Source organism: Sinorhizobium meliloti (genome assembly GCF_017876815.1).
Taxonomy (GTDB): domain Bacteria; phylum Pseudomonadota; class Alphaproteobacteria; order Rhizobiales; family Rhizobiaceae; genus Sinorhizobium; species Sinorhizobium meliloti.
In genome coordinates this window covers 59935-81845 of the sequence record NZ_JAGIOS010000001.1, presented here as the reverse complement: position 1 = coordinate 81845, position 21911 = coordinate 59935, and the positions used below count along the sequence as shown (strand labels likewise).

At 62.7% G+C, this 21911-nt stretch carries 24 protein-coding genes; 14 read left to right on the top strand and 10 right to left on the bottom strand.

Annotated elements, in window-relative coordinates; all coding sequences use genetic code 11:
* Together JOH52_RS00405 and JOH52_RS00400 are read left to right on the top strand one after the other, a co-directional pair.
* Positions 1-1323 (top strand): HlyD family type I secretion periplasmic adaptor subunit, encoded by a 1323-nt coding sequence (locus JOH52_RS00405; protein ID WP_013844246.1) that lies wholly within the window; start codon positions 1-3, stop codon positions 1321-1323.
* Positions 1320-1817, top strand: a complete 498-nt coding sequence (locus JOH52_RS00400; protein ID WP_003532674.1) for a toxin-activating lysine-acyltransferase — start codon at positions 1320-1322, stop codon at positions 1815-1817. The genes JOH52_RS00405 and JOH52_RS00400 overlap by 4 nt, the downstream gene beginning before the upstream one ends.
* A 173-nt stretch (positions 1818-1990) precedes the next feature.
* On the opposite strand, the gene JOH52_RS00395 is transcribed toward JOH52_RS00400, so the two are convergent.
* From JOH52_RS00395 to JOH52_RS00360, 8 genes are all read right to left on the bottom strand, one after another.
* Positions 1991-2995: an NUDIX hydrolase gene (locus JOH52_RS00395; protein WP_010969045.1), complete on the bottom strand. Its 1005-nt coding sequence runs from the start codon at positions 2993-2995 to the stop codon at positions 1991-1993.
* Positions 2949-3482, bottom strand: coding sequence for a tyrosine phosphatase family protein (locus JOH52_RS00390; protein WP_003532678.1), 534 nt, complete (start codon positions 3480-3482; stop codon positions 2949-2951). The genes JOH52_RS00395 and JOH52_RS00390 overlap by 47 nt, the downstream gene beginning before the upstream one ends.
* A 2-nt stretch (positions 3483-3484) precedes the next feature.
* A complete protein-coding gene (locus JOH52_RS00385) occupies positions 3485-4093 on the bottom strand; it encodes a YfbR-like 5'-deoxynucleotidase (RefSeq protein WP_003532680.1) in 609 nt (202 codons plus the stop codon).
* A complete protein-coding gene (ygfZ, locus tag JOH52_RS00380) occupies positions 4090-4938 on the bottom strand; it encodes a CAF17-like 4Fe-4S cluster assembly/insertion protein YgfZ (protein WP_013844248.1) in 849 nt (282 codons plus the stop codon). Before ygfZ ends, JOH52_RS00385 begins: the two co-directional genes overlap by 4 nt.
* A 108-nt stretch (positions 4939-5046) precedes the next feature.
* Positions 5047-5790, bottom strand: coding sequence for a hypothetical protein (locus tag JOH52_RS00375; protein ID WP_010969046.1), 744 nt, complete (start codon positions 5788-5790; stop codon positions 5047-5049).
* A gap of 15 nt (positions 5791-5805) precedes the next feature.
* A complete protein-coding gene (locus JOH52_RS00370; protein ID WP_010969047.1) occupies positions 5806-6075 on the bottom strand; it encodes a hypothetical protein in 270 nt (89 codons plus the stop codon).
* A gap of 158 nt (positions 6076-6233) precedes the next feature.
* Positions 6234-6677 carry a TIGR02301 family protein gene (locus tag JOH52_RS00365; protein ID WP_003532694.1) on the bottom strand — a complete coding sequence of 148 codons (444 nt, stop codon included), beginning with the start codon at positions 6675-6677 and terminating at the stop codon, positions 6234-6236.
* Positions 6674-7138, bottom strand: a complete 465-nt coding sequence (locus JOH52_RS00360) for an NUDIX hydrolase (protein WP_003532695.1) — start codon at positions 7136-7138, stop codon at positions 6674-6676. The genes JOH52_RS00365 and JOH52_RS00360 overlap by 4 nt, the downstream gene beginning before the upstream one ends.
* Here JOH52_RS00360 and JOH52_RS00355 point away from each other — a divergent pair.
* The gene (locus JOH52_RS00355; protein ID WP_003532696.1) at positions 7137-7967 is read left to right on the top strand and encodes an SOS response-associated peptidase; all 831 of its coding nucleotides are present in this window, start codon (positions 7137-7139) and stop codon (positions 7965-7967) included. The two genes, JOH52_RS00360 and JOH52_RS00355, sit on opposite strands and share 2 nt — an antisense overlap.
* A gap of 186 nt (positions 7968-8153) precedes the next feature.
* Here JOH52_RS00355 and JOH52_RS00350 read toward each other — a convergent pair whose 3' ends face one another.
* Positions 8154-8303, bottom strand: a complete 150-nt coding sequence (locus tag JOH52_RS00350) for a hypothetical protein (protein WP_003532697.1) — start codon at positions 8301-8303, stop codon at positions 8154-8156.
* Between the two features lie 414 nt (positions 8304-8717).
* On the opposite strand from JOH52_RS00350, the gene cysS reads away from it, so the two are divergent.
* From cysS to rarD, 7 genes are all read left to right on the top strand, one after another.
* Complete coding sequence (cysS, locus tag JOH52_RS00345; protein WP_010969048.1) at positions 8718-10118, top strand: cysteine--tRNA ligase; 1401 nt, start codon at positions 8718-8720, stop codon at positions 10116-10118.
* Positions 10119-10168: 50 nt separating this feature from the next.
* The gene (locus tag JOH52_RS00340) at positions 10169-10651 is read left to right on the top strand and encodes a GFA family protein (RefSeq protein ID WP_010969049.1); all 483 of its coding nucleotides are present in this window, start codon (positions 10169-10171) and stop codon (positions 10649-10651) included.
* Positions 10648-11127 carry a GFA family protein gene (locus JOH52_RS00335; RefSeq protein WP_014529141.1) on the top strand — a complete coding sequence of 160 codons (480 nt, stop codon included), beginning with the start codon at positions 10648-10650 and terminating at the stop codon, positions 11125-11127. Before JOH52_RS00340 ends, JOH52_RS00335 begins: the two co-directional genes overlap by 4 nt.
* Positions 11124-11624 (top strand): GFA family protein, encoded by a 501-nt coding sequence (locus JOH52_RS00330; RefSeq protein ID WP_010969051.1) that lies wholly within the window; start codon positions 11124-11126, stop codon positions 11622-11624. The genes JOH52_RS00335 and JOH52_RS00330 overlap by 4 nt, the downstream gene beginning before the upstream one ends.
* A complete protein-coding gene (gene pip, locus JOH52_RS00325; RefSeq protein WP_014529142.1) occupies positions 11621-12583 on the top strand; it encodes a prolyl aminopeptidase in 963 nt (320 codons plus the stop codon). Before JOH52_RS00330 ends, pip begins: the two co-directional genes overlap by 4 nt.
* A 54-nt stretch (positions 12584-12637) precedes the next feature.
* Positions 12638-14254, top strand: coding sequence for a citramalate synthase (cimA, locus tag JOH52_RS00320; RefSeq protein WP_010969053.1), 1617 nt, complete (start codon positions 12638-12640; stop codon positions 14252-14254).
* A gap of 213 nt (positions 14255-14467) precedes the next feature.
* Complete coding sequence (rarD, locus tag JOH52_RS00315) at positions 14468-15409, top strand: EamA family transporter RarD (protein ID WP_003532716.1); 942 nt, start codon at positions 14468-14470, stop codon at positions 15407-15409.
* A 71-nt stretch (positions 15410-15480) separates the two neighbouring features.
* On the opposite strand, the gene JOH52_RS00310 is transcribed toward rarD, so the two are convergent.
* On the bottom strand, positions 15481-16098 hold the full coding sequence (locus JOH52_RS00310) for an LOG family protein (RefSeq protein ID WP_003532718.1): 618 nt from the start codon (positions 16096-16098) through the stop codon (positions 15481-15483).
* A gap of 242 nt (positions 16099-16340) precedes the next feature.
* Between JOH52_RS00310 and JOH52_RS00305 the strand changes: the two genes are divergently transcribed.
* From JOH52_RS00305 to pssA, 4 genes are all read left to right on the top strand, one after another.
* Positions 16341-18050, top strand: a complete 1710-nt coding sequence (locus JOH52_RS00305) for a LysM peptidoglycan-binding domain-containing protein (protein WP_014529143.1) — start codon at positions 16341-16343, stop codon at positions 18048-18050.
* A 197-nt stretch (positions 18051-18247) separates the two neighbouring features.
* A complete protein-coding gene (locus JOH52_RS00300) occupies positions 18248-20131 on the top strand; it encodes an ABCB family ABC transporter ATP-binding protein/permease (protein ID WP_010969054.1) in 1884 nt (627 codons plus the stop codon).
* A 106-nt stretch (positions 20132-20237) separates the two neighbouring features.
* Positions 20238-20936: a phosphatidylserine decarboxylase gene (locus tag JOH52_RS00295; RefSeq protein WP_010969055.1), complete on the top strand. Its 699-nt coding sequence runs from the start codon at positions 20238-20240 to the stop codon at positions 20934-20936.
* Positions 20937-20945: 9 nt separating this feature from the next.
* A complete protein-coding gene (gene pssA / locus JOH52_RS00290) occupies positions 20946-21815 on the top strand; it encodes a CDP-diacylglycerol--serine O-phosphatidyltransferase (RefSeq protein ID WP_010969056.1) in 870 nt (289 codons plus the stop codon).
* Positions 21816-21911 lie beyond the last annotated feature (96 nt).

The following is a 21911-nucleotide window of genomic DNA, read 5'->3' as shown; positions in this document are numbered from 1 at the left end:
ATGAAGGAAGCCGTCATCGAGAGGCCAGTCTCGCCAACCGTGCGCTTAACCACTTGGGTTCTGATTTCGGGTCTGGTCGCGATTTTCGTTGGAGGCTATTGGCTCAAGATCGAAATAGTGGCCCGAGGTCAAGGCAAGGTTATTCCAGTCAGCAGGGTTCAGCTCGTTCAGCCACAGACCAACGGGAGGATCATACGCATCCTGGTCACAGAGGGGCAGCCGGTGAAGGCTGGTGACTTGTTAGTCGGCATGGATACCGTCTCGGTTGAGAGCCAGATCAAGCTCAGGCTGACCGAGGTTCGTCGCCAACGTCGCGGGGCGACGGTTGCCCGAGTAATCATTGCGGCGCTGACAAATGTTGCAGTCGCAAACGATGATGTGCTTGCGGCAGGCAGAGCTGCCTTCGAAAGGGAGCGGCATGACCTGGAGGTTATCGACGGAGCGGAGGCACTTATAGAGGCTGTGCTAACGTCTCTTCGAGATCAGGTTGCGCGGATCAATGCGCAACTTGATCGTGTCGAACAATCGCGAATAACCCAGCAGGCGCGACTGCAGAAAGCTCGGTCTGATCTGGATATTTCCTCCAGGAAATTTTTGTCAGCCGGCAAGTTGAAGGACAAGGGAGCCATCAGCGAAGTAGACTACTTCGAGCGATTGCGTGAGCAAAGAGCACGCGAACTGGAGGTGCTCATCTCCGAGAGCGAATTGAATATCCTTGCAGCGGAAGCGAACGCGTTGGCTAGACAGCGGCAGAGCATCATTTCGACCGCAGTCGAGAACTATCAGAAACAACTGAACGAGGCGAGCACGTCCCTTGCAGGGCTGGAAGCGGAACTGAGCGCGGCTAGGAACCAACTGGCCTTGCTCGCGATTCGCGCACCAGCAGATGGCAAGGTCGAGAACCTCACGGTATTTACCATCGGCGGTTTCGTGGAAGCAGGTTCAACACTCATGTCCATCGTACCTTCCGGCGATGGCATGGAGATTGAAGCTTTCTTCGACAACCGTGACATCGGCTTTCTTGAAAAAGGGCAAGAGGCATTTGTGAAGTTTGACGCCTTTCCGGCCGAACGTTTCGGTATTGTTCGCGGTCGGGTGACTAGAGTTGGTGCGGATGCGCGCGGCGACATCGTCCCAGGGAAATGGGTCTACGCAATCCACCTTGTACTCGACCAAGAGACAATTGGGATAGGCGGGCGCGACATAGGGTTCTCGCCCGGCATGACTGCGACGATCGATGTGATAACGGGTGAACGGCGGCTCATTAGTTACTTCTTCGAGCCAATAATCAAGGCAATTCAAGACGGATTAGGGGAACGTTGACGGAGAAGACAAAGGAGGTTCGCCTAGATTTTTTTGAAGCGCTCGGAATGGTCACTGCGCTCATGATGGATTGCGACTACAAACACTGGTTCGTTGCGGACATAAGTCGTAACATCATACCTGCGCTTCAAGCCGGTCAGTGCAAAGTGTACTTCGACGAAGAAGGGCGACCGAACGCATTCGTTACCTGGGCACTTGTTGACAACGACGACCATGAAGCACTGCTCCGCGAAGGATGCAATCCCCCACCGGGCAAGTGGGCTTCGGGGAACCATCTCTGGTTCATCGATATCGTCGCTCCCGTCGGGAATATACTTCCGCGGATCAAGCGGGATCTCCATCAAAACTATTTCGCCGATCACAACAAGGCTTATGCGATCAGGAGAAAAGCTGACGGTGCCATTAGACGAGTGCAGGTTTGGAAAAACCCTTTGGTTACCCGACCAACCCGCTCTTTCCGCATTGGAGCCGATATCGAAACTCATGATGATTGAGCCAATCCGCGAATGAGCAGCATAGCGGCGTAAGAGAAGCAGCCATTACCAAGTGCCGCTGCTCTCGCTTACGGCTACGCCACTTATAGCGGCAGTTGATGCCGTCGACGGTAAGCCCGCGCTGCAGACCCGTCACAACTGCCGTTTGCGCGTATGCCAGCGACGCGGCAGCGTCAGCGCCCGCCGACCTTGAGGCCGGGCGCGGGACGCTCGTCAAGGATCTGGCGGCGGAAGCGGAAGAGTGCGGCCGGACGGCCCCCGGTCGATGCCAGGGTCTCCCCCGTCGGCTCGACGAGCTCCGCTCCTTCGACGAGGCGGCGGAAGTTCTGCTTGTGAAGATGGCGCCCTGAGATTGCCTCGACGGTTGCCTGCAGGTCGGTGAGGGTGAACGCCGGCGGCATCAGCTCGAAGACCACCGGCCGGTATTTGAGTTTGCCGCGCAGTCTCGCGACGGCGGTAGCGACGATCCGGCGGTGGTCGTGGCGCATCGCCAGCCCTGCAGCCGGGCTCTCCGGATCGCGGCAATGGCCGTCGATCACGGCCTCGCGCACCAGTCCCGCCTCGTAGAGCAGTTCGTAGCGCTCCAGCACGCGTTCTTCGTCCCAGGGAAAGTCGTCAAGGCCGAAGGCGAGGCGTATCCGTGAACGACGCTGTGCCGAGGCCGACTTTTCGTCTCCGGACTCCCATCGGGCAAGCGCGGGCAGGATGCTCTGGTCGAGTATCGCGGGGCGTCCGAGACGCCAGTCTTCCCAGGGCAGATAGCCGTACCAGTCGCGCCAATGGGCGCCCGCTTCGGCCAGCCTCTCGTTGTTCTCGGCGTCGGTGCGCGTCAGCGCCAGATAGCCGACGGACACCATGTGCTTGCCTTCCTCGCCGGGCAGACGCTGGCGCCCACGGTCGCCGAAGGTGTAGAGCTGCTCGATATAGCCGAGCTTGAGCGCCGTACGCTTCTCGACGCGCGCCCGCAGGCTCGCCTCGAAAGTACGGTGGCGGGCCGGATCGAAGGGGCCGAAGGGCAGGCTGTCGCGAGCGTCGCCGTCCGCCTCGCTGACGGCGAGGATGCGCGGGCTGCGGCTGACGACCGCGACGATCACGGCATTGAGCCCGATCTCGACCGTGACCGGCTGCGCTTCACCCGGCATGTTGCACGTCTTGCAGGGGCAGGACGAAAGGCGCATTGCCGTCGGCATCCGCGCCGCGGCCGATGGCTCGCACCGCGGCGACGAGCGCACCCTTGCGCGACAACGCCCGGTCGCCGATTTCCACGAGCCGCGCATTCGGCGTCGCAAAGGGCGAGGCGGCGCGGAGGCGCTTGGCGAGCGCGTGGTCGTCCTGGTCCGGTTCGACGGCGAGTGCGGCGATCAGCGCGGCCGCAGGCGAGCGGGAGACGCCCATCCAGCAATGTATGAGCATCGGCCGCGTCCGGTCCCATTTGCGGGCGAAATCGATGATCCGATGAACGTGTTCTTCCTGCGGCGCAATCAGGCCGCCCGTACCGGCGAAGCTGATGTCGTTGACGCCGATCGTCAGATGCTTCGCATGGTCGATGACGGCCGGGCGATGAAAATTCTGGCCCTTCGCAAGCAGGCTCAGCATTTCGCGGCAGCCGTGCCGGACGGCCATTTCCGCGATGCGCTGAAGCGGCGAGACGACGATTGCCGTCATGGTCACGCCTCCTGCCTCGCCTTGGCGCGTTCGGACTCCAACGCATTGAAGCGCGTGGCGAAGAGGCGCTGCGCCTCGACCGCGGGCAGGGGATCGATCAGCAACATCTCGCGGGTGATGCCGCGCGGCTGGCCGAAGAACTTGCGGGCCTCCTCTGCGGAAAAGCCGGCAAGTTCCGTCGCTTCGAAATAGGCGGCGATACGGTCGGCCTTCTTGATCCGCTCCTTGAGTTCCCTGGGCGTGTGTGCCGGAAGCCCGAAGCGCAGGTGGACAGCATTCTCCAGGCGCTTCTCCACGGTCTTGTAGCCGCCGCCGACGACGGCCTTGAACGGCGAGATCATGTCGCCGATGACGTATTCCGGCGCGTCGTGAAGCAGGGCCATCAGGCAATCCTGGGCGTCGCAGCGATTGGTGCGACGGAAAATCTCCTCGACAACGAGACTGTGCTGGGCAACGGAGAAGGCGTGGTCGCCGGAAGTCTGCCCGTTCCAACGCGCCACGCGGGCAAGTCCGTGGGCGATGTCGGAAAGCTCGACGTCGAGCGGTGAGGGGTCGAGAAGATCGAGCCGCCGCCCGGAAAGCATACGCTGCCACGCACGCGCACTCATCATGCGCTCGCCTCTCCTGCCTCGCTCGAAAAGGCAAGCCCCGTCCAGGCGGGCAGCGTCAGGGTAAGGCGCACGTCGCCTGCAAGAATGGCCTCACTCTTGGCGATCGCTTCGCCCGCCTTGTCGATCCTGACGATGGCCAGGCCGTCCCGATCCAGTACGGTGCCGAGAGAACCGATCGGCCGCCCGTCGACGGAAATGTTCGTTCCGCTCGGCGGCAGCGTCGCCGCGCCGGCGACGATGACGAGGCGGCGTCTCGCGGTGCCGCGGTGCTGCATTCGCGAAACGACCTCCTGCCCGACATAGCAGCCCTTGCGGAAGGATAGGCCGCCGTTCAGGTCCATGAGCACGTCATGCGGAAAGGCGTCCTGCAGGTCGTAGTCGCGGCCGGCAACGGCGATGCCCGCCGCGATTCTCAGCCGGTCAAGGTCGGCGATGCCCGCTTCCGCTGCAGGCACGTCGCGATAGAGGCGGAAAACGGATACGCCCGCCTTCTCGAACCGATGATCGCGATAGCTCTCGGCAGGCGCGTCTTCTCCGAACACGACCGTGACCGGCGCCGGCGAATTGAGCGACAGGTCCACTGCCGATCGCAGCTTGTACATCGTCAGGCGCTTGACGAGCGCCTCGGCCTGATCCTCCGTCGTCTCCAGGCGCAACGCTTCGCCGTCGCGGGAGATCAGGAAATCGAAAAGGATCTTGCCCTGCGGCGTCAGCAGCGCACCGGGCCTGACCTCGTCCGCGGTCAGCGCGGCGATGTCCGTCGTGATCAGCGTCTGAAGAAGGGTCTCCGCGTCTTTTCCGGAGACGCGGATGATTGCGCGGTCGTCGAGGCAAACCATTGGCATATGTCGAGTCCTATTCTCTATCCTGAAGAGGTAGGATGTCTGCCGGGGAAGGGCAAGCATGCCCGAGCGGGATCCGCCGGCATTCCGTCTCTCCGGCACGAGACGCGCTCAATCTCCCGCGACGAAGAACTTCCACTTTCCATCCGGCGTGATGCCGACGCGGTAGAAATTATAGGTGCCGAACTCCTCCATCCCGGCGAAGTCGCCGGCGGTCACCAGTCGGAAGAGGTCGACCTTTTCCGGGGCGGTCAGCGACGAGAGCGGCTTCTCGGCGAAATAGGGCCAGACATAGGCCTCCTCGGGAGTACCCTTGTCCGCAAGCACGAAGCCCGTCGACATGACATCGAGGAGGATGGCCAGAATTTCGATGCCGTCCTGGTCGCCGGAAAGACTTTTGAGTGCGGCAATCGGGTCGTCTTCCCCGGCGGTGGCGGTAACTTGGGTCTGGGTGGGGCCCTTGCCGAGCAGAGGGCGCAACCGCTCGATGTCACCCGAAGCCGCCGCCTCGACGATCAGTTCGCGCATGCGTGCCACCGGCACCGGGATCTTCGAGACATCCGTCAGCACCTCGACAGGCTCCACCACGTCCGGCGCGGCAATCTCATCGTCCTTCAACTCGACGGCCGTCCTGTCGACGAGAGGGTCGGGCATTGGAATTTCAAGGGGGGTCCGTTCTTCCGGCGCGGCCTCTTCGGCCTCATCGCCTGGGGCTGCGTTCTGCTCGCCGGCAATGGGAGCAGGGGCGCCCTGAAACTCACTGAGAGCCAGCACGGGCGTGGCAGTCATAGTCGCACCCGCCAGCAGCACAACAAGACCAACCGGGAGGGCCCGGTTTGCAGGGTTCCGGTTCATCGGGCAGTCCTGATGTTACTGAATCGTCCGCTCTGGCGAGAATTCTCCGGCGAGCATGCGCTCGCGAAGCGAATTAAGCATTGCCTCGGCACCTTCTTCGCCATGAAGCCGGACGGTTTCGCGCATGGCAAGCGCAATCGCCGCATCGGCGATGATTTCGGGCTCGATGCCGTCGGCCATGCCATCCGCCCAAGCCTCGTTCTGGTGCTCGAGCGCCGCCTGCATCTTCTCGTGGACGATCATGTCGTCGATGTCTGTCAGGCTTGGTTCCATCATTCGTTCCATGCGGCTTCCAATACGTGCACGTGGCTAACCTAGCGCCTATCCGCTGAACCGCAACTGAACGGGCAGACAGGCCGGTTACTTCTTATCACTCTCTTAACAAACTTAGCAGCCTTTTCCCGAAACGACACGGGGTCAGGGAAAAAGAGGTTAATATCTGCCTAATTTCCAAAGCGGGCGACGATTTCAGAAGCGAGTGTTGCACCTTCGGCACGGTAGCGTTCTTCCGCGAGCGTCGCGGGCTCCGTACACCTGGTATAGACCGAGGCGAAGGTCCGATAGCCCCGGTTGAAAGCGGCGGTTATGCGCTCGCGCCGTTTCGGCTCTCCGGCCGCCTCCTTGTCGATCAGTTCCTGCGTGGAGCGGCGCCAGCCGTCCTCGGACTGGTCTAGACAGAGATTGCGCAGATAATGCACCGAGCCGAGAATTTCGGCGAGGCGGATCAACCGCTGGTCGTAGGGAGTCGGCTTTTCCTCCTGCGCCGGGGAGGGAGAGGGAGCGGTCGTCTGCGGGGCAGGCTGCTTTTCCTGAGCCGCCGCGCCCGCGGCGGTCGCGAGGAGGATGCCTGTCAGCAACAGTCTGGACGGGAGTCGCGTATCGATCATGAACCCCTCAAATCGGAACTGACGCCGGTCGCTGACCCGGGAACACGCCTTGGCCGGCCGGCCGTCAGCTTCTCCACGCAGTCGCGCACGCTTTCCGGAATGGGCAAGGTGAAGATCTCCTCCGGTGTGAACCAGCCAACGCCGGCGGCATCATCGCAGGCGATCGCGACCAAATCAGGATCGGCTTCGACGGTGAAGACCGAGAGCAGGAAGTGACGCTCCTGCGGGCCTATAGCGGGCAGGTCATAGATTTCGAAGAGCACGGGATCGCGGGCGCTGATGCCGGTTTCCTCGGCGAGTTCGCGCAATGCCGTTTGCGCAGGCGTCTCGCCGGGCTCCGCCCTGCCGCCGGGAAAAGCGTACATGTCTGCTGACGGCGGGTTGGCCCGCCGGACAAGAAGATAGCGGCCGTTCCGTTCGAGAATGGCGGAGGAGGCGCGCTCGGGTTGTTTGGTCATCATGGAATCGAAAATCACCTCGGTCGTTGACCCATACTACGTGAAGTGCCACATCGATGTCATGTGCGGACGTTTTGCGCTTACGGCCACGCCGGAGGAATTGCTGGAACTGTTTGGCCTGCTTGAGGCGGAGGGATTTCCTGCGCGCTTCAACATCGCGCCGACGCAGCCGATAATCGTGATCGTGGCCTCCGATCGGCCGGAGCCGGGCAGCAACCTGCCGGAGCGCAAGGCCGTGCTCGTCCGTTGGGGCTTCACCCCAGGCTGGGTCAAGGACCCGAGCAAGTTTCCGCTGCTCATCAACGCTCGGGCCGAAACCGCGATCGGCAAGGCCGCCTTCCGCGCCGCAATGCGCCATCGCCGTGTACTGGTGCCGGCGTCCGGTTTCTACGAATGGCGCCGCCCCGTGAAGGGCAGCCGGGAGGCCTCGCAAGCCTTTTGGGTCCGGCCGAAAAAGGGCGGGATCGTGGCCTTCGCCGGGCTCATGGAGACATGGTCTTCCGCCGACGGTTCGGAGGTCGACACCGCGGCGATCCTTACGACCGATGCGAACCGCGCCGTCAGTCACATCCATGACCGCATGCCGGTCGTGATCCAGCCCGAAGACTTTTCCCGTTGGCTCGACTGCAAGAGCCAGGAACCCCGCGAGGTGGCCGACCTCATGGTCCCGGCGGCGGAGGATTATTTCGAAGCAATCCCCGTTTCGGACAAGGTCAACAAGGTCGGCAACACCGGCCCTGAGCTCCAGGACGAGGTCGCGCCCATAGCGCCGATCCCGAAGAGGGGGCGCTCTGACGATCGGGACGACGGCGGGCAGATGTCGCTGTTTTGAGCCAAGGACCGCCCCTCATCCGGCCTGCCGGCCACCTTCTCCCCGCAAGCGGGGCGAAGGGGACTCGCGGCCCCGCTCTGCCCTCAGCCGCTCAAGAGTGAGCGGTGAAGCCGAGGCTTGTCCCTTCTCCCCCTCAGAACGGGGAGAAGGTCGCGGCAGCGGGATGAGGGGCTGCCCAGATCGGAACTAAGCCGAACGCTTCGCGATCTTCTTGTCCGCCGGTTTCGCCCTGACTTGCAGCGCGGCTGCGAGGACGGCCTTCAGGCCAAGCGGGCGGTATTTCGTCAGCAGATCGGACGGCGGCGGCTTGCGTTCGGCAATTTTGGCGGCCTTCATTGCATGTCTTCCTTGGTGTTTTCCCTATTGGGAACATTAGCCCTCGTGAATTTTCAACGAAAACCATGTCCCTGTTGTTCCTCGGGAAACAGGACCTGATGCAGTATCCGGCTGCATTCGCGAATCTCCTTCCCCTCCGATGATTTCCAGATAAGCCAAATCGTGACAAATCCATGGCCGTCATGGTTGCAGATTGACGACTTTCGCTTGCACGTGGCTCGCCTCTTGACCGGCGCCGGGCGACGCGCGATAAGGGTCGCCATGAAAACGGTTATCTGCATTATTTGCCGGAACATTATTCGCTAGCGATCCGCTGGCCTGGCCGTTTTCGTCTCCATAAATCCAAGATGACAAACGCGCGGGGCCACCCGGCGACTATATTGCGACGGCTGCATGCAGACTTGGAGATCTGGGATGGGCGGAATGCCGATTTTGAAGCTGTACAACACGCTGACGCGGGAAAAGGCCGATTTTCGGCCGATCGACCCTCAAAACGTCCGCATGTATGTCTGCGGCCCGACGGTCTACGACTACGCCCATATCGGCAATGCACGGCCGATCATCGTCTTCGACGTCCTGTTCCGGCTGCTTCGTCACGTCTATGGCGCGGATCACGTCACCTATGCCCGCAACATCACCGATGTGGACGACAAGATCAACGCGCGGGCATTGCGCGACTATCCCGGGCTGCCGCTGAACGAGGCGATCCGTCATGTGACCGAGAAGACCGAGACGCAATTCCTCGAAGATGCGACTGTGCTCGGTTGCCTGGATCCCACCGTGCAACCGCGCGCGACCGAAAACATCGCCGGGATGATCGAGATCATCGAAAAGCTGATCGCCAAGGGCCATGCCTACGAGGCCGAGGGGGAAGTCCTCTTCGATACGCGGTCGATGGACGATTACGGCCAGCTCTCCAAGCGCAATCTCGACGAGCAGCAGGCCGGTGCCCGCGTCGCCGTCGAAGCGCACAAGAAAAACCCGGGCGATTTCGTGCTCTGGAAGCTCTCCGCCGAGCACGAGCCGGGCTGGGATAGCCCCTGGGGTCGCGGGCGACCCGGCTGGCACATCGAATGCTCGGCGATGAGCGGGCGCTATCTCGGCGACGTCTTCGACATCCACGGCGGCGGCATCGACCTGATTTTCCCGCATCACGAGAACGAGATCGCCCAGTCGCGTTGCGCCCACGGCACCGAGGTGATGGCGAATGTCTGGATGCACAACGGCTTCCTGCAGGTCGAAGGCCGCAAGATGTCGAAGTCCGAGGGCAATTTTATCACCATCTACGAGCTTCTTCACACGGAAAAATTCGGCGGCCGCAAATGGCCGGGCGAGGTGCTTCGGCTGGCGATGCTGATGACCCATTACCGCGAACCGATCGACTTCTCGATCAAGCGGCTGGAGGAGGCCGAGCATCTGCTGTCGAAATGGCCGGTTTACGGCGACGCTGCAGGCGAGGCGGACCCGGCCGTCGTCACCGCCCTCGCGGACGACCTCAATACCGTGGCCGCCATTCAGGCGCTGCATGCGCTGGCGCAAAAGGCTTCCGCCGACTCGCGCCATCTCGGGACCTTCGCCGCGAGCGCGGCGCTTCTCGGCGTGGTGCCGAAGGAGGTCGAACTCGACGAGGCGGTCGTTCACGAGATCGACGGCCGTGTACGTGAGCGCCTGGAGCTTCTGAAGGCCAAGAACTACGCGGAGGCCGACGGCATCCGTGCCGATCTCCTGGCCAGAGGCATCCAGCTCAAGGACGGCAAGGATCCCGAGACCGGCGAAAGAGTGACCACCTGGGAGGTGAAGCGGTCTCAGGTCTAGTTTTAAGGATGATGGCGCTGCCGGCACGCCGGAGGAAAGAGGAGGGCGATATGGCTGACGAGATCAATACGGGCGGATGCCAGTGTGGTGCGGTCCGTTTCCGCGTCGAGGGCAAACTCGGCGATGCTTCCGTCTGCCATTGCCGCATGTGTCAGAAGGCGAGCGGCAATTTCTACCTGCCGCTCGTTTCCGTACGCGGCGCGAAGCTCGTATGGACCCGCGGCGAGCGCAAGCGCTTCCGGTCCTCGAATGTGGTCTGGCGCGGCTTCTGCGGCGACTGCGGAACACCGCTGACCTACGAGGCGCCGGATGGCATGGCGCTCGCGATCGCTGCATTCGACAGGCCGGAAGGCATCGCGCCGACCATCCAATGGGGCGTCGAAGGGAAACTGCCCTATGTCGATCACGTATCCAAGCTGCCCGGCGAAGAGACCATGGCCGACCCCGAGGCTGTCTCGTTTCTTGCCGATCTCGTTTCCTATCAGCACCCCGACCACGACACCGAAACCTGGCCACCGGAGGAAAGAGGATGAACACTGCCGTCAGGACTGGAGGCTGCCAGTGCGGGGCCGTCCGCTTCCGCATCCGCGGAGAGCTCGGGCGCCCCTCGATCTGCCATTGCCGCATGTGCCAGAAGCAGTTCGGCTCTTTCTTCTCCGCCTTGGTGACGGCGCCGAAGGACGGGGTCGAGTGGACCCGTGACGAGCCGAGCTACTTTCAGTCATCAGTTAATATCGATCGCGGCTTCTGCCCGAAATGCGGCACGCCGCTGACCTATCGGCATCCCGGCGGCCTCGAAATCGCCATCGGCGCCTTCGACGACCGCTCCGATCTCGCGCCGAAAATCCAAGTCAATTACCAGTCCCGGCTTCCCTGGGTCGAATCGATCTTCGAGCAGCCGGTTCACGACGATCCCGACTATTACGGGCGGCAGGAGCAGATCATCTCGTTTCAGGATCCGGACCATGAGACGGAGCAGTGGCCTCCGGGCGGAGTCTGGGCACGATGATCGGACGCATCTTCACCGGCGGTTGCCAGTGCGGCGCGGTGCGCTACCGCGCCGAGGGCACGCTGGGCGATCCGCATATCTGTCATTGCCGCATGTGCCAGAAAGCGGCGGGCAACTACTTTCTGCCGCTCGCCAATATCGCGCGCGAAGGCTTCCGCATCACGCGCGGCCAGCCCGCCTGGTACCGTTCGTCCGATCTCGTGCGCCGCGGCTTTTGCCGCGATTGCGGGACGCCGCTCTTCTACGACATGCCGGATGCGAGCTTCCTGAACATCGCGCTCGGTTCGCTCGACGATCCGGATGACGTCCAGCCGGTCTACCAGTCCGGCGTCGAGTCGCGGATGTTCTGGTTTTCGCATCTGCCGCAGCTCCCCGAAAAAGAGACGGACGACGGCAGCGAAGCGGCTGCCGAGCGCCATCTCATAGTCCTGGAATCCAACCGCCAGCATCCCGACTACGACACGGTGCACTGGCCGCCCGAGGAAGATCTATCGTGAGTTCTCCATTGCGTACCCTCTATCCCGAGATCGAGCCCTATGCATCCGGGCACCTCGATGTCGGCGACGGCCATTCGATTTATTGGGAACGGGTGGGCACGCCCGGCGCCAAGCCGGCGGTCTTCCTCCACGGCGGCCCGGGCGGTACGATTTCGCCGAACCACCGCCGGCTCTTCGATCCGTCGCTCTACGATGTGATGCTGTTCGACCAGCGCGGCTGCGGCAGGTCGACGCCGCATGCAGAGATAGAGGCCAACACGACCTGGCACCTCGTGGCCGATATCGAACGGCTGCGGGAATTTGCCGGGGTCGGCAAGTGGCTCGTCTTTGGCGGCTCCTGGGGCTCGACGCTGGCGTTGGCCTATGCCGAGACCTATCCTGAGCGGGTAACCGAGCTCGTCGTCAGGGGCATTTACACCCTGACCAAGGCCGAGCTCGACTGGTACTATCAGTTCGGCGTCTCGGAAATGTTCCCCGAAAAGTGGGAACGCTTCGTCGCGCCGATCCCGCCGGAAGAACGCCACGAGATGATGCGGGCCTATCACCGCCGCCTGACAAGCGAGGACCGTGCGACGCGGCTTGCGGCGGCCAGGGCCTGGAGCATCTGGGAGGGGGAGACGATCACCCTTCTGCCGGAGCCGGCCACCAGTACGCCCTTCGAGGAAGACGAATTCGCTCATGCGTTCGCCCGCATCGAAAACCATTTCTTCGTCAATACCGGCTGGCTGGAAGAGGGGCAATTGCTGCGCGATGCCCACAAGCTCCACGGAATTCCGGGGGTCATCGTGCACGGCCGCTACGACATGCCGTGCCCGGCGAAATATGCCTGGCAGTTGCACAAGGCCTGGCCGCAAGCCGAATTCCACCTCATCGAGGGGGCGGGGCATGCCTATTCGGAGCCGGGCATTCTCGACCGGCTCATCCGGGCGACCGATAAATGCGCCGGCAAGGCCGAATAGGGCGGGTAGGAAGACCCGCAAACGATCAGTGATCTGTACGTTGGAAATCGAGACATGACCAGGGAACGCATCTATCTCTTCGACACGACGCTTCGGGACGGGCAGCAGACGCCCGGCATCGACTTTTCCGTCGAGGACAAGATCGCGATTGCGTCGCTGCTTGATCAATTCGGCATGGATTATGTCGAGGGCGGATATCCCGGCGCCAATCCCACGGATACGGAGTTCTTCAAGTGCCGGCGCACCGACAAGGCCTCCTTCGTCGCCTTCGGCATGACCAAGCGCGCCGGCGTCTCCGCCTCCAACGACCCGGGCCTGAGCGCGCTGCTGAGCGCCAAGAGCGATGCGATCTGTCTTGTCGCCAAGAGCTGGGATTATCATGTCGAGGTGGCGCTCGGCTGTACGAACGAGGAAAATCTCGACAATATCCGCGCTTCCGTGGAGGCGGTCGTGGCTTCCGGCCGCGAGGCGATGGTCGATTGCGAGCATTTCTTCGACGGCTACAAGGCGAACTCCGCCTATGCGCTCGCCTGCGCGAAAACGGCTTTCGAGGCCGGCGCGCGCTGGGTCGTGCTTTGCGACACGAATGGCGGCACGCAGCCTCCCGAGATCCGCGAGATCGTCTCGGCCGTGATTGCGGAGGGAGTGCCCGGTGCAAATCTCGGCATCCATGCGCATAATGATACGGGGCAGGCGGTGGCCAACTCGCTGGCTGCGGTGGAAGCCGGCGTTCGTCAGATCCAGGGCACGCTCAACGGCATCGGCGAACGCTGCGGCAATGCCAATCTCGTGACGCTGATTGCGACGCTTGCCCTGAAGGAAACCTATTCGAGCCGTTTCGAGACGGGAATCGATGCCGAGAGGCTCCAGGAACTGACCAAGCTCGCCCATGCCTTCGACGAGTTGCTCAACCGCTCTCCGGATCCCCAGGCCCCCTATGTCGGCGCTTCGGCTTTTGCCACCAAGGCCGGCATTCACGCCTCCGCGTTGCTCAAGGATCCGAGGACCTACGAGCATGTCGCGCCGGAAAGCGTCGGCAACCTGCGCAAGGTCATGGTCTCCGATCAGGGAGGCAAGGCCAACTTCATCAATGCTCTCAAGCGGCGCGGCATCACGGTCTCCAAGGACGATCCGCGGCTCGACAAGCTGATCTCGATCGTCAAGGAACGCGAGGCGACGGGCTATGCCTATGAAGGTGCGGATGCGAGCTTCGCGCTGCTCGCGAGCCGCATTCTCGGCACCGTGCCCGATTTTTTCCGGGTGGAGAGCTTCCGGGTGATGGTCGAGCGCCGCTTCGACGCGAACGGCAAGCTGAAGACGGTATCGGAGGCCGTGGTCAGGGTGATCGTCGACGGCGAAACGATGATGTCGGTCGCCGAGGGGCATGGCCCGGTCAACGCGCTCGACCTCGCGCTTCGCAAGGATCTCGGCAAGTACCAGTCCGAGATCGCCGATCTGGAACTTGCCGATTACAAGGTGCGCATCCTCAACGGCGGCACCGAGGCCGTCACCCGCGTCCTGATCGAATCGACGGACCGCTCAGGGGCGCGCTGGTGGACGGTCGGCGTATCCGACAACATCATCGACGCCTCATTTCAGGCATTGATGGACAGTATCGTCTACAAGCTGCTCAAAAACCGCGATCAGGTCGGATCGATCGCGGCCGAGTAGTTTGGATCACGATGATGTTGGGTTGCGCGGGATATCCAGCTCCGTCCGCATCAACGCCGTTCATCCATCGGTTCACGGAAATGAATTGGTGCATCACCGTCCGTTGGAGTAGGACGCAGGAGGACTGACGGCAATTGCTCCCGAGAGGGTTGGCCGTCGATTGCGACCGGAGCGCTTCCCGCTTAGCTCCGGTGGAATTTCAGGATCAAAATCATGGCTGAGCCGAACGCGAATTTGCCCGCAGAGAATGTCGATTCCCCGAAAGGTTTCGCCTTCGCGCTGGCAGCCTACCTGTTGTGGGGTTTCCTGCCTTTCTTCATGAAGGCGGTTTCGCATATCCCTGCGGCCGAAGTCGTGGCGCATCGTATCGTCTGGTCGGTGCCGCTCGCAGGCCTCGTGCTCGTGTGGCTCGGCCGCACGCAGGACGTGAAGGTTGCGCTGCGCTCTCCACGCGTGCTGATGATGGCCACGGTCACGGCGGCTCTCATCACGATCAACTGGGGCATCTATGTCTGGGCGATCGGCGCGGGCCGGGCGATCGAGACGGCGCTCGGCTACTATATCAACCCTCTGTTCTCCATCTTCCTCGGTGCGCTGCTGCTGAAGGAGAGGCCAAATCCGGCGCAGATGGTGGCGATCGGCCTCGCCGCGCTCGCCGTGGGCGTGCTTGCCTTCGACGCGGGCGGTCTTCCCTGGGTTTCGATCGGGCTGTGCTTTTCCTGGGGTTTCTACGCGTTCTTCCGGAAGACGCTGCCGGTCGGGCCGAACCAGGGCTTCTTCCTCGAAGTCCTGCTGCTCAGCATCCCGGCTGCGGGCTATGTCATCTGGCTCGAGGCGACGGGGCAGGGCCACTTCCTCGGCGACTCCAACATGACGGATGTCCTGCTTCTCCTCGCCTGCGGGATCGTCACCGCCGTGCCGCTGATGATCTATGCCAATGGCGCGAAGCTGCTCCGGCTTTCGACGATCGGGATCATGCAATACATCGCTCCGACGATGATCTTCCTGATCGCCGTCTTCGTTTTCCACGAACCCTTTGGAACGGCAAAACTCGTCGCCTTCGCCCTGATCTGGGCCGCGCTCTTCATCTATTCGGGAGCGATGCTTGCGGAGAGCAGGGCGCGGCGAGCGGCTCAACCGACGCCGGCCGAATGATCGGCAGAGTTTGAAGTTAGAGCGGGATGCGGGCGGAAAACCGCACACACTGTTCCTCATCCCGCACTAGATCAGAGCCTGGAGATGATCTCGGCTTCGCCCTCGCGCCCGTTGGCGCGAACCGAGGCAAGGATGCCGGGGACGATGTCTTCCGCCCGGTCGATCACCAGCGGCTGCACGAGATGCGCCGTGTGGACGAATCCCTGGTCGCGCATGTGGTCGATCAGCTCCAGCATCGGATCCCAGAAGCCGTTGACATTGCCGAAGACCATCGGCTTCCTGTGGCGGCCGAGCTGCGCCCAGGTCATGATTTCGACGATCTCCTCGAGCGTGCCGATCCCGCCCGGAAGGGCGACGAAGGCGTCGGCGCGCTCGAACATCTTGTGCTTGCGCTCATGCATGTCGGCGGTAACGATCAGTTCGTTCAGCTGGCCCAGCGAGTGACGCGTCGCTTCCTTGTCCATCAGGAATTCCGGAATGATGCCGGTGACGTGTCCGCCGGATGAAAGCACGCCGCTTGCCACGGCGCCCATGATCCCGCGCGTGCCGCCGCCATAGACGAGGCGCAGGCCATGATCGGCGATCGATTTGCCGAGGGTGCGGCCGGCCTGGATGTGGGCGTCGTCACGCCCGGGCTGAGAACCGCAATAAACGCAAACGGATAGAATCGGCGTGGTTTCCTTGTTCATGGTCCCACCAGAGATTGCAGTGCAGCACGGGTCAAGGAAAATGGACGAAAAATCTCCGGCTGTCGAGCGCCGGAATCATAGTGAGCGCTTGTATAGAACTATAAGAAACGTTAGCAATTTCAGTAATACATTGAAGAATTCGGACAGTGTGCTGCGGTTGCGCTATAATGCACCTGGCGCCGCAGCGCCGGCCGGTGGGGCATGCGGGGAGCATAAAGGCGCTCCGCCCTGTGGAGAGTGGCATGATTAAGAATAAGGCCAGCTGGGTGGCCCTTGGCGTCCTGGCAATCGCGACCGCATTGATGATCTTTGTGGTTCAGCCGAATCTGCGTGACAGCGACAAAGGGGCGGTGGCCCAATCCGACGCAGGCGAGCAGCCCGGCCAAACGGCGGCGGCAACGAAGACCGATCCGTCCGCCCTGCAAGGCAACGCAGCGCAACAGGCGACGGCGGCCTCCGGCGGCAATGCGGCCGCATCCGACCCGGTGGCGAACTGGACGGTTCCGGGGTTTGACGTCCTGCGCGTCGAACCGGACGGCTCGACGGTCGTCGCGGGCAGAGCCCAGCCCGGCACGAAGCTCGAGATCCTGAGCGGCGACACGGTCGTCGGCACCGCCAATGTCGGCGCGGGCGGCGATTTTGCCGCCGTCTTCGACAAGCCGCTCTCGGCAGGCGACCACCAACTGACGCTCAGAAGCGTCGGCTCAGGCGGACACAGCAAGACGTCGGAGGAGGTTGCGACTGTTTCGGTTCCTAAGGATTCGAGCGGGCAGCTGCTGGCAATGGTATCCAAGGCCGGCAAGGCGAGCCGGCTGATCACGACGCCGGAAGCTGAGCCGAAGCCGATGCAGGCAGCCGCCGAGCCGGGCACGGTACCGGCCGGCGAGCCCGGCGGGGCTTCCGTTTCTCCCGCCTCTCCGGCAACCATTCCCGGGCTGCAGGTGACGGCGGTCGAGATCGAAGGCGGCATGATGTATGTCGCAGGCAACGCCAAGCCCGGCGCCCTTGTCCGCATTTACGCGGACGACAAGCTGCTGGGTGAGGTGAAAGCCGACGACAAGGGACATTTTGTCGTCGACGGCTTGATCGAGCTCTCGGTCGGCAGCCATATCATCCGCGCCGATATGATGAACGAAGATGCGAGCAAGGTGGCGATGCGTGCCTCCGTGCCCTTCGACCGGCCGGCAGGTGCGCAGGTTGCCGCCATCGCCGGTTCGACGCTTGCAGCACCCACGACGGGTCTCGACCGTTTGAAGGCGGAAGCGGGCAAGGCACTGACCCTCTTGAAAGCGCTTTTTGCCGACGGGAAGCAGCCTTCCATGGAGCAACTCGCCGCGGCCCGCTCGGCAACCGAATTCGCCCTCCAGTCGCTGGCCGAATTCAAGCCGGCCGACGGCTCCGATGCCGATTTGGCGGCGGCCGCCGCTGAAGCGTCCAAGGCGGCGACAACGGCGCTGGACGCGCTCAAGGCTGCGCCGCAGGACCCGTCAAGCGTCGCAGCGGCGGTGGAGAAGGTCGATGGCGCTCTTGGGTCCGCATTGACGCGCCAGAATGTCGGCACCTCGGTGGCATCCGCCGAGCCCTTGGCGGTGCAGGCGAATGATGCCTCGAAGCAGCCGGAGCCTTCGGCAGCGGGCGAGACAAACGCAACCGTGGTCGAACAGGCGGCGGCGCCGGCTTCGGATGCGGCGAAGGAACAGCCGGCCACCATCGAGCAGGCACCGCTCAAGGAAAGCAAGACGTCAGTGATCATCCGCCGCGGTGATACGCTGTGGCAAATCTCGCGCCGCGTCTACGGTGCCGGTCTGCGCTACACCACGATCTACCTTGCGAACCGCGAGCAGATCGAAAATCCCGACCTGATCCGTCCGGGCCAGGTCTTCGGGGTTCCGGACGAGGCGCTTTCCGAGGAGGAATCGCGGGAAGTCCACCGCAAGCATATGCGGCACTGAGTTTCGCCCTTCTTTTGCCGGCGCCTCCATTGCGTCGGCGGGAAGCCGGGCCTATCTGTCAGGAAAAGCGGCGTCTTCCTTAAAAGGCGCCGCTTTTCATTGAAGCTGGTGTGGGACGATGACGCGCTAGAGAACAACGTGATCTCGGCTGCGGTTCGCCTGCGGTCTTCGTCAACAAAAATGAAGCGGACAGAGACGTGGCGCAGAAGAAGACGGTTTCCGCCGACAGTGCCAATCCGATCGAAACCATAGCGAATCTGTGGCCATACATGTGGCCGGCCGATCGGATCGATCTGAAACTGAGAGTGGTCTGGGCGACGGTGATCCTGGTAATCGCCAAGGCGGTGCTCGTTCTCGTCCCTTATTTCTTCAAATGGGCGACGGATGCGCTCAACAACAAGCCCGACGCGCTCGGTTTCCTGCCGCAGTTCCTGACCGGCGCCGTGATGCTGGTGCTCGCCTATAACCTCGCCCGTTTGCTGCAGGCCGGCCTGAACCAGTTGCGCGACGCGCTTTTCGCCAGTGTTGGCCAGCATGCCGTCAGGCAGCTTGCCTACAAGACCTTCGTTCACATGCACCAGCTCTCGCTGCGCTTCCATCTCGAGCGGCGCACGGGCGGGCTTTCGCGCATCATCGAGCGCGGCACCAAGGGCATCGAGACGATCGTCCGCTTCACGATCCTCAACAGCGTACCGACGCTCATCGAGTTCCTGCTGACGGCGGTGATCTTCTGGTGGGGCTACGGCTTCACCTATCTCCTGGTGACCGCTGTCACGGTATGGCTCTACATCTGGTTCACGGTACGTGCGAGCGACTGGCGCATCGCCATTCGGCGCTCGATGAACGACAGCGACACCGATGCGAACACCAAGGCGATCGATTCGCTGCTCAACTTCGAGACCGTCAAATATTTCGGCAACGAGGAGATGGAGGCGAAGCGCTTCGACAAGTCGATGGAGCGCTACGAGCGGGCCGCGACGCAGGTCTGGACGTCGCTCGGCTGGCTGAACTTCGGCCAGGCGCTGATTTTCGGTGCCGGCACGGCGGTGATGATGACGATATCGGCGCTCGCCGTGCAGCGCGGCGAGCAGACGATCGGCGATTTCGTGTTCATCAACGCGATGCTGATCCAGCTCGCGATCCCGCTGAACTTCATCGGTTTCGTCTATCGCGAAATCCGCCAGGGCCTTACCGATATCGAACATATGTTCGATCTGCTCGATGTTCGGGCGGAGGTCGTCGACCGGCCGAATGCGAAGGAGCTCAAGATCGAGCGAGGCGCAATCGCCTTCAAGAACGTCCAATTCGCCTACGATCCGGCACGGCCGATCCTGAAAGGGATCAGCTTCGAGGTGCCCGCCGGAAAGACGGTTGCAGTCGTCGGCCCCTCAGGAGCCGGCAAGTCGACATTGTCGCGGCTGCTCTACCGCTTTTACGATGTCCAGGAAGGATCGATCACCATCGACGGTCAGGACGTGCGTGACGTCACCCAGAAGAGCCTCCGCTCCGTAATCGGCATGGTGCCGCAGGACACGGTGCTCTTCAACGATACGATCGCCTACAACATCCGCTACGGCCGGGTGACCGCGAGCGATGCGGAGGTCGAGGCAGCCGCCGAGGCGGCGCAGATCGCCGATTTCATCCGCGACCTGCCGGAAGGCTTCCGCGCCATGGTGGGCGAGCGCGGGCTGAAGCTTTCGGGCGGCGAGAAACAGCGCGTCGCGATCGCGCGAACCATCCTGAAGGCGCCGCCGATCCTGATCCTCGACGAGGCGACTTCGGCGCTGGACACGAAGACGGAACAGGAAATCCAGGCTGCGCTGGATATCGTGTCGCGCAATCGCACCACCCTCGTCATCGCCCATCGCCTGTCGACGGTCATCAACGCCGACGAGATCATCGTCCTGAAGGACGGCGTGATCGCCGAACGCGGCACCCATGGCGAACTTATCGACCGCGGCGGACTTTATGCTTCCATGTGGAGCCGCCAGCGCGAGGCAACGCAGGCCGAGGAACAGTTGAAGCGCGTGCGTGAGAGCGACGATCTCGGCATCGTCGACCGGGGAATGCCGGCGCTCTGACCACAGCGAGGTTGCCGCGAGTCCTCTGTCTCCGGGTCTTCGACATTGCCGGGCTGTCTGATTCGCGCTAGTTCACGTCGCAAAGCAAATATGGAGAGTAGAGTTCATGAGTTTGATCGACACAGTGCGCAACACGCTCGTACCGGTCCACAGGGAAGGCTACCGCTTCATTGCGATTTTCTTTGTCGTTTCGCTGGCGCTTGGCTTCCTCTGGGAGCCGCTGATGTGGATCGGCTTCGTTCTGACCGCCTGGTGCGCCTATTTCTTCCGCGATCCGGAGCGCATGACGCCGATCGACGACGATCTCGTCATCAGCCCGGCGGACGGCACCGTATCGTCGGTCGCCACCGTGATGCCGCCTGAGGAACTGGGCCTCGGCTCGGAGCCGATGCTGCGCATTTCGGTCTTCATGAATGTCTTCAACTGCCACGTGAACCGTGCGCCGATGGGCGGCACGGTACGCCGAATCGCCTACCGTGCCGGCAAGTTCGTGAATGCCGAGCTGGACAAGGCGAGCCAGGAAAACGAGCGCAACGGCCTCGTCATCGAGACGAAACACGGGCAGATCGGCGTGGTCCAGATCGCCGGTCTCGTCGCCCGCCGCATCCTCTGCTGGACGCGCGAGAGCGCGTCGCTCGAGGCGGGCGAGCGTTTCGGCCTCATCCGCTTCGGCTCGCGTCTCGACGTGTTCCTGCCTGCCGGTGCGGAACCGCGCGTAACGGTCGGTCAGACGGCCACGGGCGGCGAGACGGTGCTCGCCGAATTCGGATCGGCGAAGGGCCCGGTCATCAGCCGGCGCGCGTGAGGACAGGTCATGGAAGAGCCCCGCCACGAACAATCCGCAGGAATCCCGGAAGCCGCTGAGCACGTGGGCGCCACCGGCACGCACGACAAGGCCCGGGGGCCCCGGTTGCGGGAGATTCCGCTCCGGCTGATGGTCCCGAACATGATCACGGTCCTGGCGATCTGCGCCGGCCTCTCGGGCGTCCGGCTGGCATTCGAGAATCGATTCGAGCTCGCGGTTGCGATGGTGCTCCTTGCCGCTTTCCTCGATGGCATCGACGGGCGCATCGCGCGTCTCCTAAAGGCGACCTCGAGTTTCGGGGTCCAGATGGACTCGCTTGCCGACATCATCAATTTCGGGGTCGCGCCCGCCCTCGTCCTCTACGTGTTTCTGCTCGATCAGGCGCGTTCCCTCGGCTGGATTGCGGCCCTGATCTACGCCATTGCCGTCGGTCTGAGGCTGGCGCGCTTCAACGTCATGGCGGAGCGCCAGGTCAAGGCGTCCTGGCAGTCGGAATATTTCGTCGGCGTTCCGGCGCCGGCCGGTGCGATGCTGGTTCTGCTGCCCGTCTATCTTGGCCTGCTCGGTCTTGCGCCGGAAAGGACCTTTGCGCTGATCGCGTCGGTCTATACCGTCCTGATCGCCTTCCTTATGGTCAGCCGTCTTCCTGTCTGGTCCGGCAAGTCGGAGAACCGCGTCCGCCGGGATCTGGTCCTTCCCGTCATCCTGGTCGTCGTCTTCTACGTTGCGACGCTGATGACCTATACCTGGGAGACGATGGTCGTGACTGCGGTGGCCTATCTGGTGAGCCTGCCCTTCGGCGCCCGTTCCTGGCAGCGCAAATACGGCGACTGGCCGGGCGGTCACGGGAACGATGGTTTGCCGGGTGATAGCGAATAGGGCGAATGCCCCTCATCCCGCTGCCGCGACCTTCTCCCCGTCAGAACGCTACGGCAGGCACATATCTCTTGCGCGCCGGTGCGGCGGATACTGCTC

Bases quoted from the DNA above. Each gene is read 5' to 3' on its own strand.
- JOH52_RS00405 (WP_013844246.1), top strand. From the start codon at position 1: ATGAAGGAAGCCGTCATCGAGAGGCCAGTCTCGCCAACCGTGCGCTTA.
- JOH52_RS00360 (WP_003532695.1), bottom strand. From the start codon at position 7,138: ATGATGACCAAACAACCCGAGCGCGCCTCCTCCGCCATTCTCGAACGG.
- ygfZ (WP_013844248.1), bottom strand. From the start codon at position 4,938: ATGCCAATGGTTTGCCTCGACGACCGCGCAATCATCCGCGTCTCCGGA.
- JOH52_RS00355 (WP_003532696.1), top strand. From the start codon at position 7,137: ATGGAATCGAAAATCACCTCGGTCGTTGACCCATACTACGTGAAGTGC.
- JOH52_RS00295 (WP_010969055.1), top strand. From the start codon at position 20,238: ATGAGTTTGATCGACACAGTGCGCAACACGCTCGTACCGGTCCACAGG.
- JOH52_RS00335 (WP_014529141.1), top strand. From the start codon at position 10,648: ATGAACACTGCCGTCAGGACTGGAGGCTGCCAGTGCGGGGCCGTCCGC.
- JOH52_RS00305 (WP_014529143.1), top strand. From the start codon at position 16,341: ATGATTAAGAATAAGGCCAGCTGGGTGGCCCTTGGCGTCCTGGCAATC.
- cimA (WP_010969053.1), top strand. From the start codon at position 12,638: ATGACCAGGGAACGCATCTATCTCTTCGACACGACGCTTCGGGACGGG.
- JOH52_RS00385 (WP_003532680.1), bottom strand. From the start codon at position 4,093: ATGATGAGTGCGCGTGCGTGGCAGCGTATGCTTTCCGGGCGGCGGCTC.
- JOH52_RS00350 (WP_003532697.1), bottom strand. From the start codon at position 8,303: ATGAAGGCCGCCAAAATTGCCGAACGCAAGCCGCCGCCGTCCGATCTG.
- JOH52_RS00390 (WP_003532678.1), bottom strand. From the start codon at position 3,482: ATGACGGCAATCGTCGTCTCGCCGCTTCAGCGCATCGCGGAAATGGCC.
- JOH52_RS00395 (WP_010969045.1), bottom strand. From the start codon at position 2,995: ATGCGCCTTTCGTCCTGCCCCTGCAAGACGTGCAACATGCCGGGTGAA.
- JOH52_RS00340 (WP_010969049.1), top strand. From the start codon at position 10,169: ATGGCTGACGAGATCAATACGGGCGGATGCCAGTGTGGTGCGGTCCGT.
- JOH52_RS00375 (WP_010969046.1), bottom strand. From the start codon at position 5,790: ATGAACCGGAACCCTGCAAACCGGGCCCTCCCGGTTGGTCTTGTTGTG.
- cysS (WP_010969048.1), top strand. From the start codon at position 8,718: ATGGGCGGAATGCCGATTTTGAAGCTGTACAACACGCTGACGCGGGAA.
- JOH52_RS00330 (WP_010969051.1), top strand. From the start codon at position 11,124: ATGATCGGACGCATCTTCACCGGCGGTTGCCAGTGCGGCGCGGTGCGC.
- JOH52_RS00310 (WP_003532718.1), bottom strand. From the start codon at position 16,098: ATGAACAAGGAAACCACGCCGATTCTATCCGTTTGCGTTTATTGCGGT.
- pssA (WP_010969056.1), top strand. From the start codon at position 20,946: ATGGAAGAGCCCCGCCACGAACAATCCGCAGGAATCCCGGAAGCCGCT.
- JOH52_RS00365 (WP_003532694.1), bottom strand. From the start codon at position 6,677: ATGATCGATACGCGACTCCCGTCCAGACTGTTGCTGACAGGCATCCTC.
- rarD (WP_003532716.1), top strand. From the start codon at position 14,468: ATGGCTGAGCCGAACGCGAATTTGCCCGCAGAGAATGTCGATTCCCCG.
- JOH52_RS00370 (WP_010969047.1), bottom strand. From the start codon at position 6,075: ATGGAACGAATGATGGAACCAAGCCTGACAGACATCGACGACATGATC.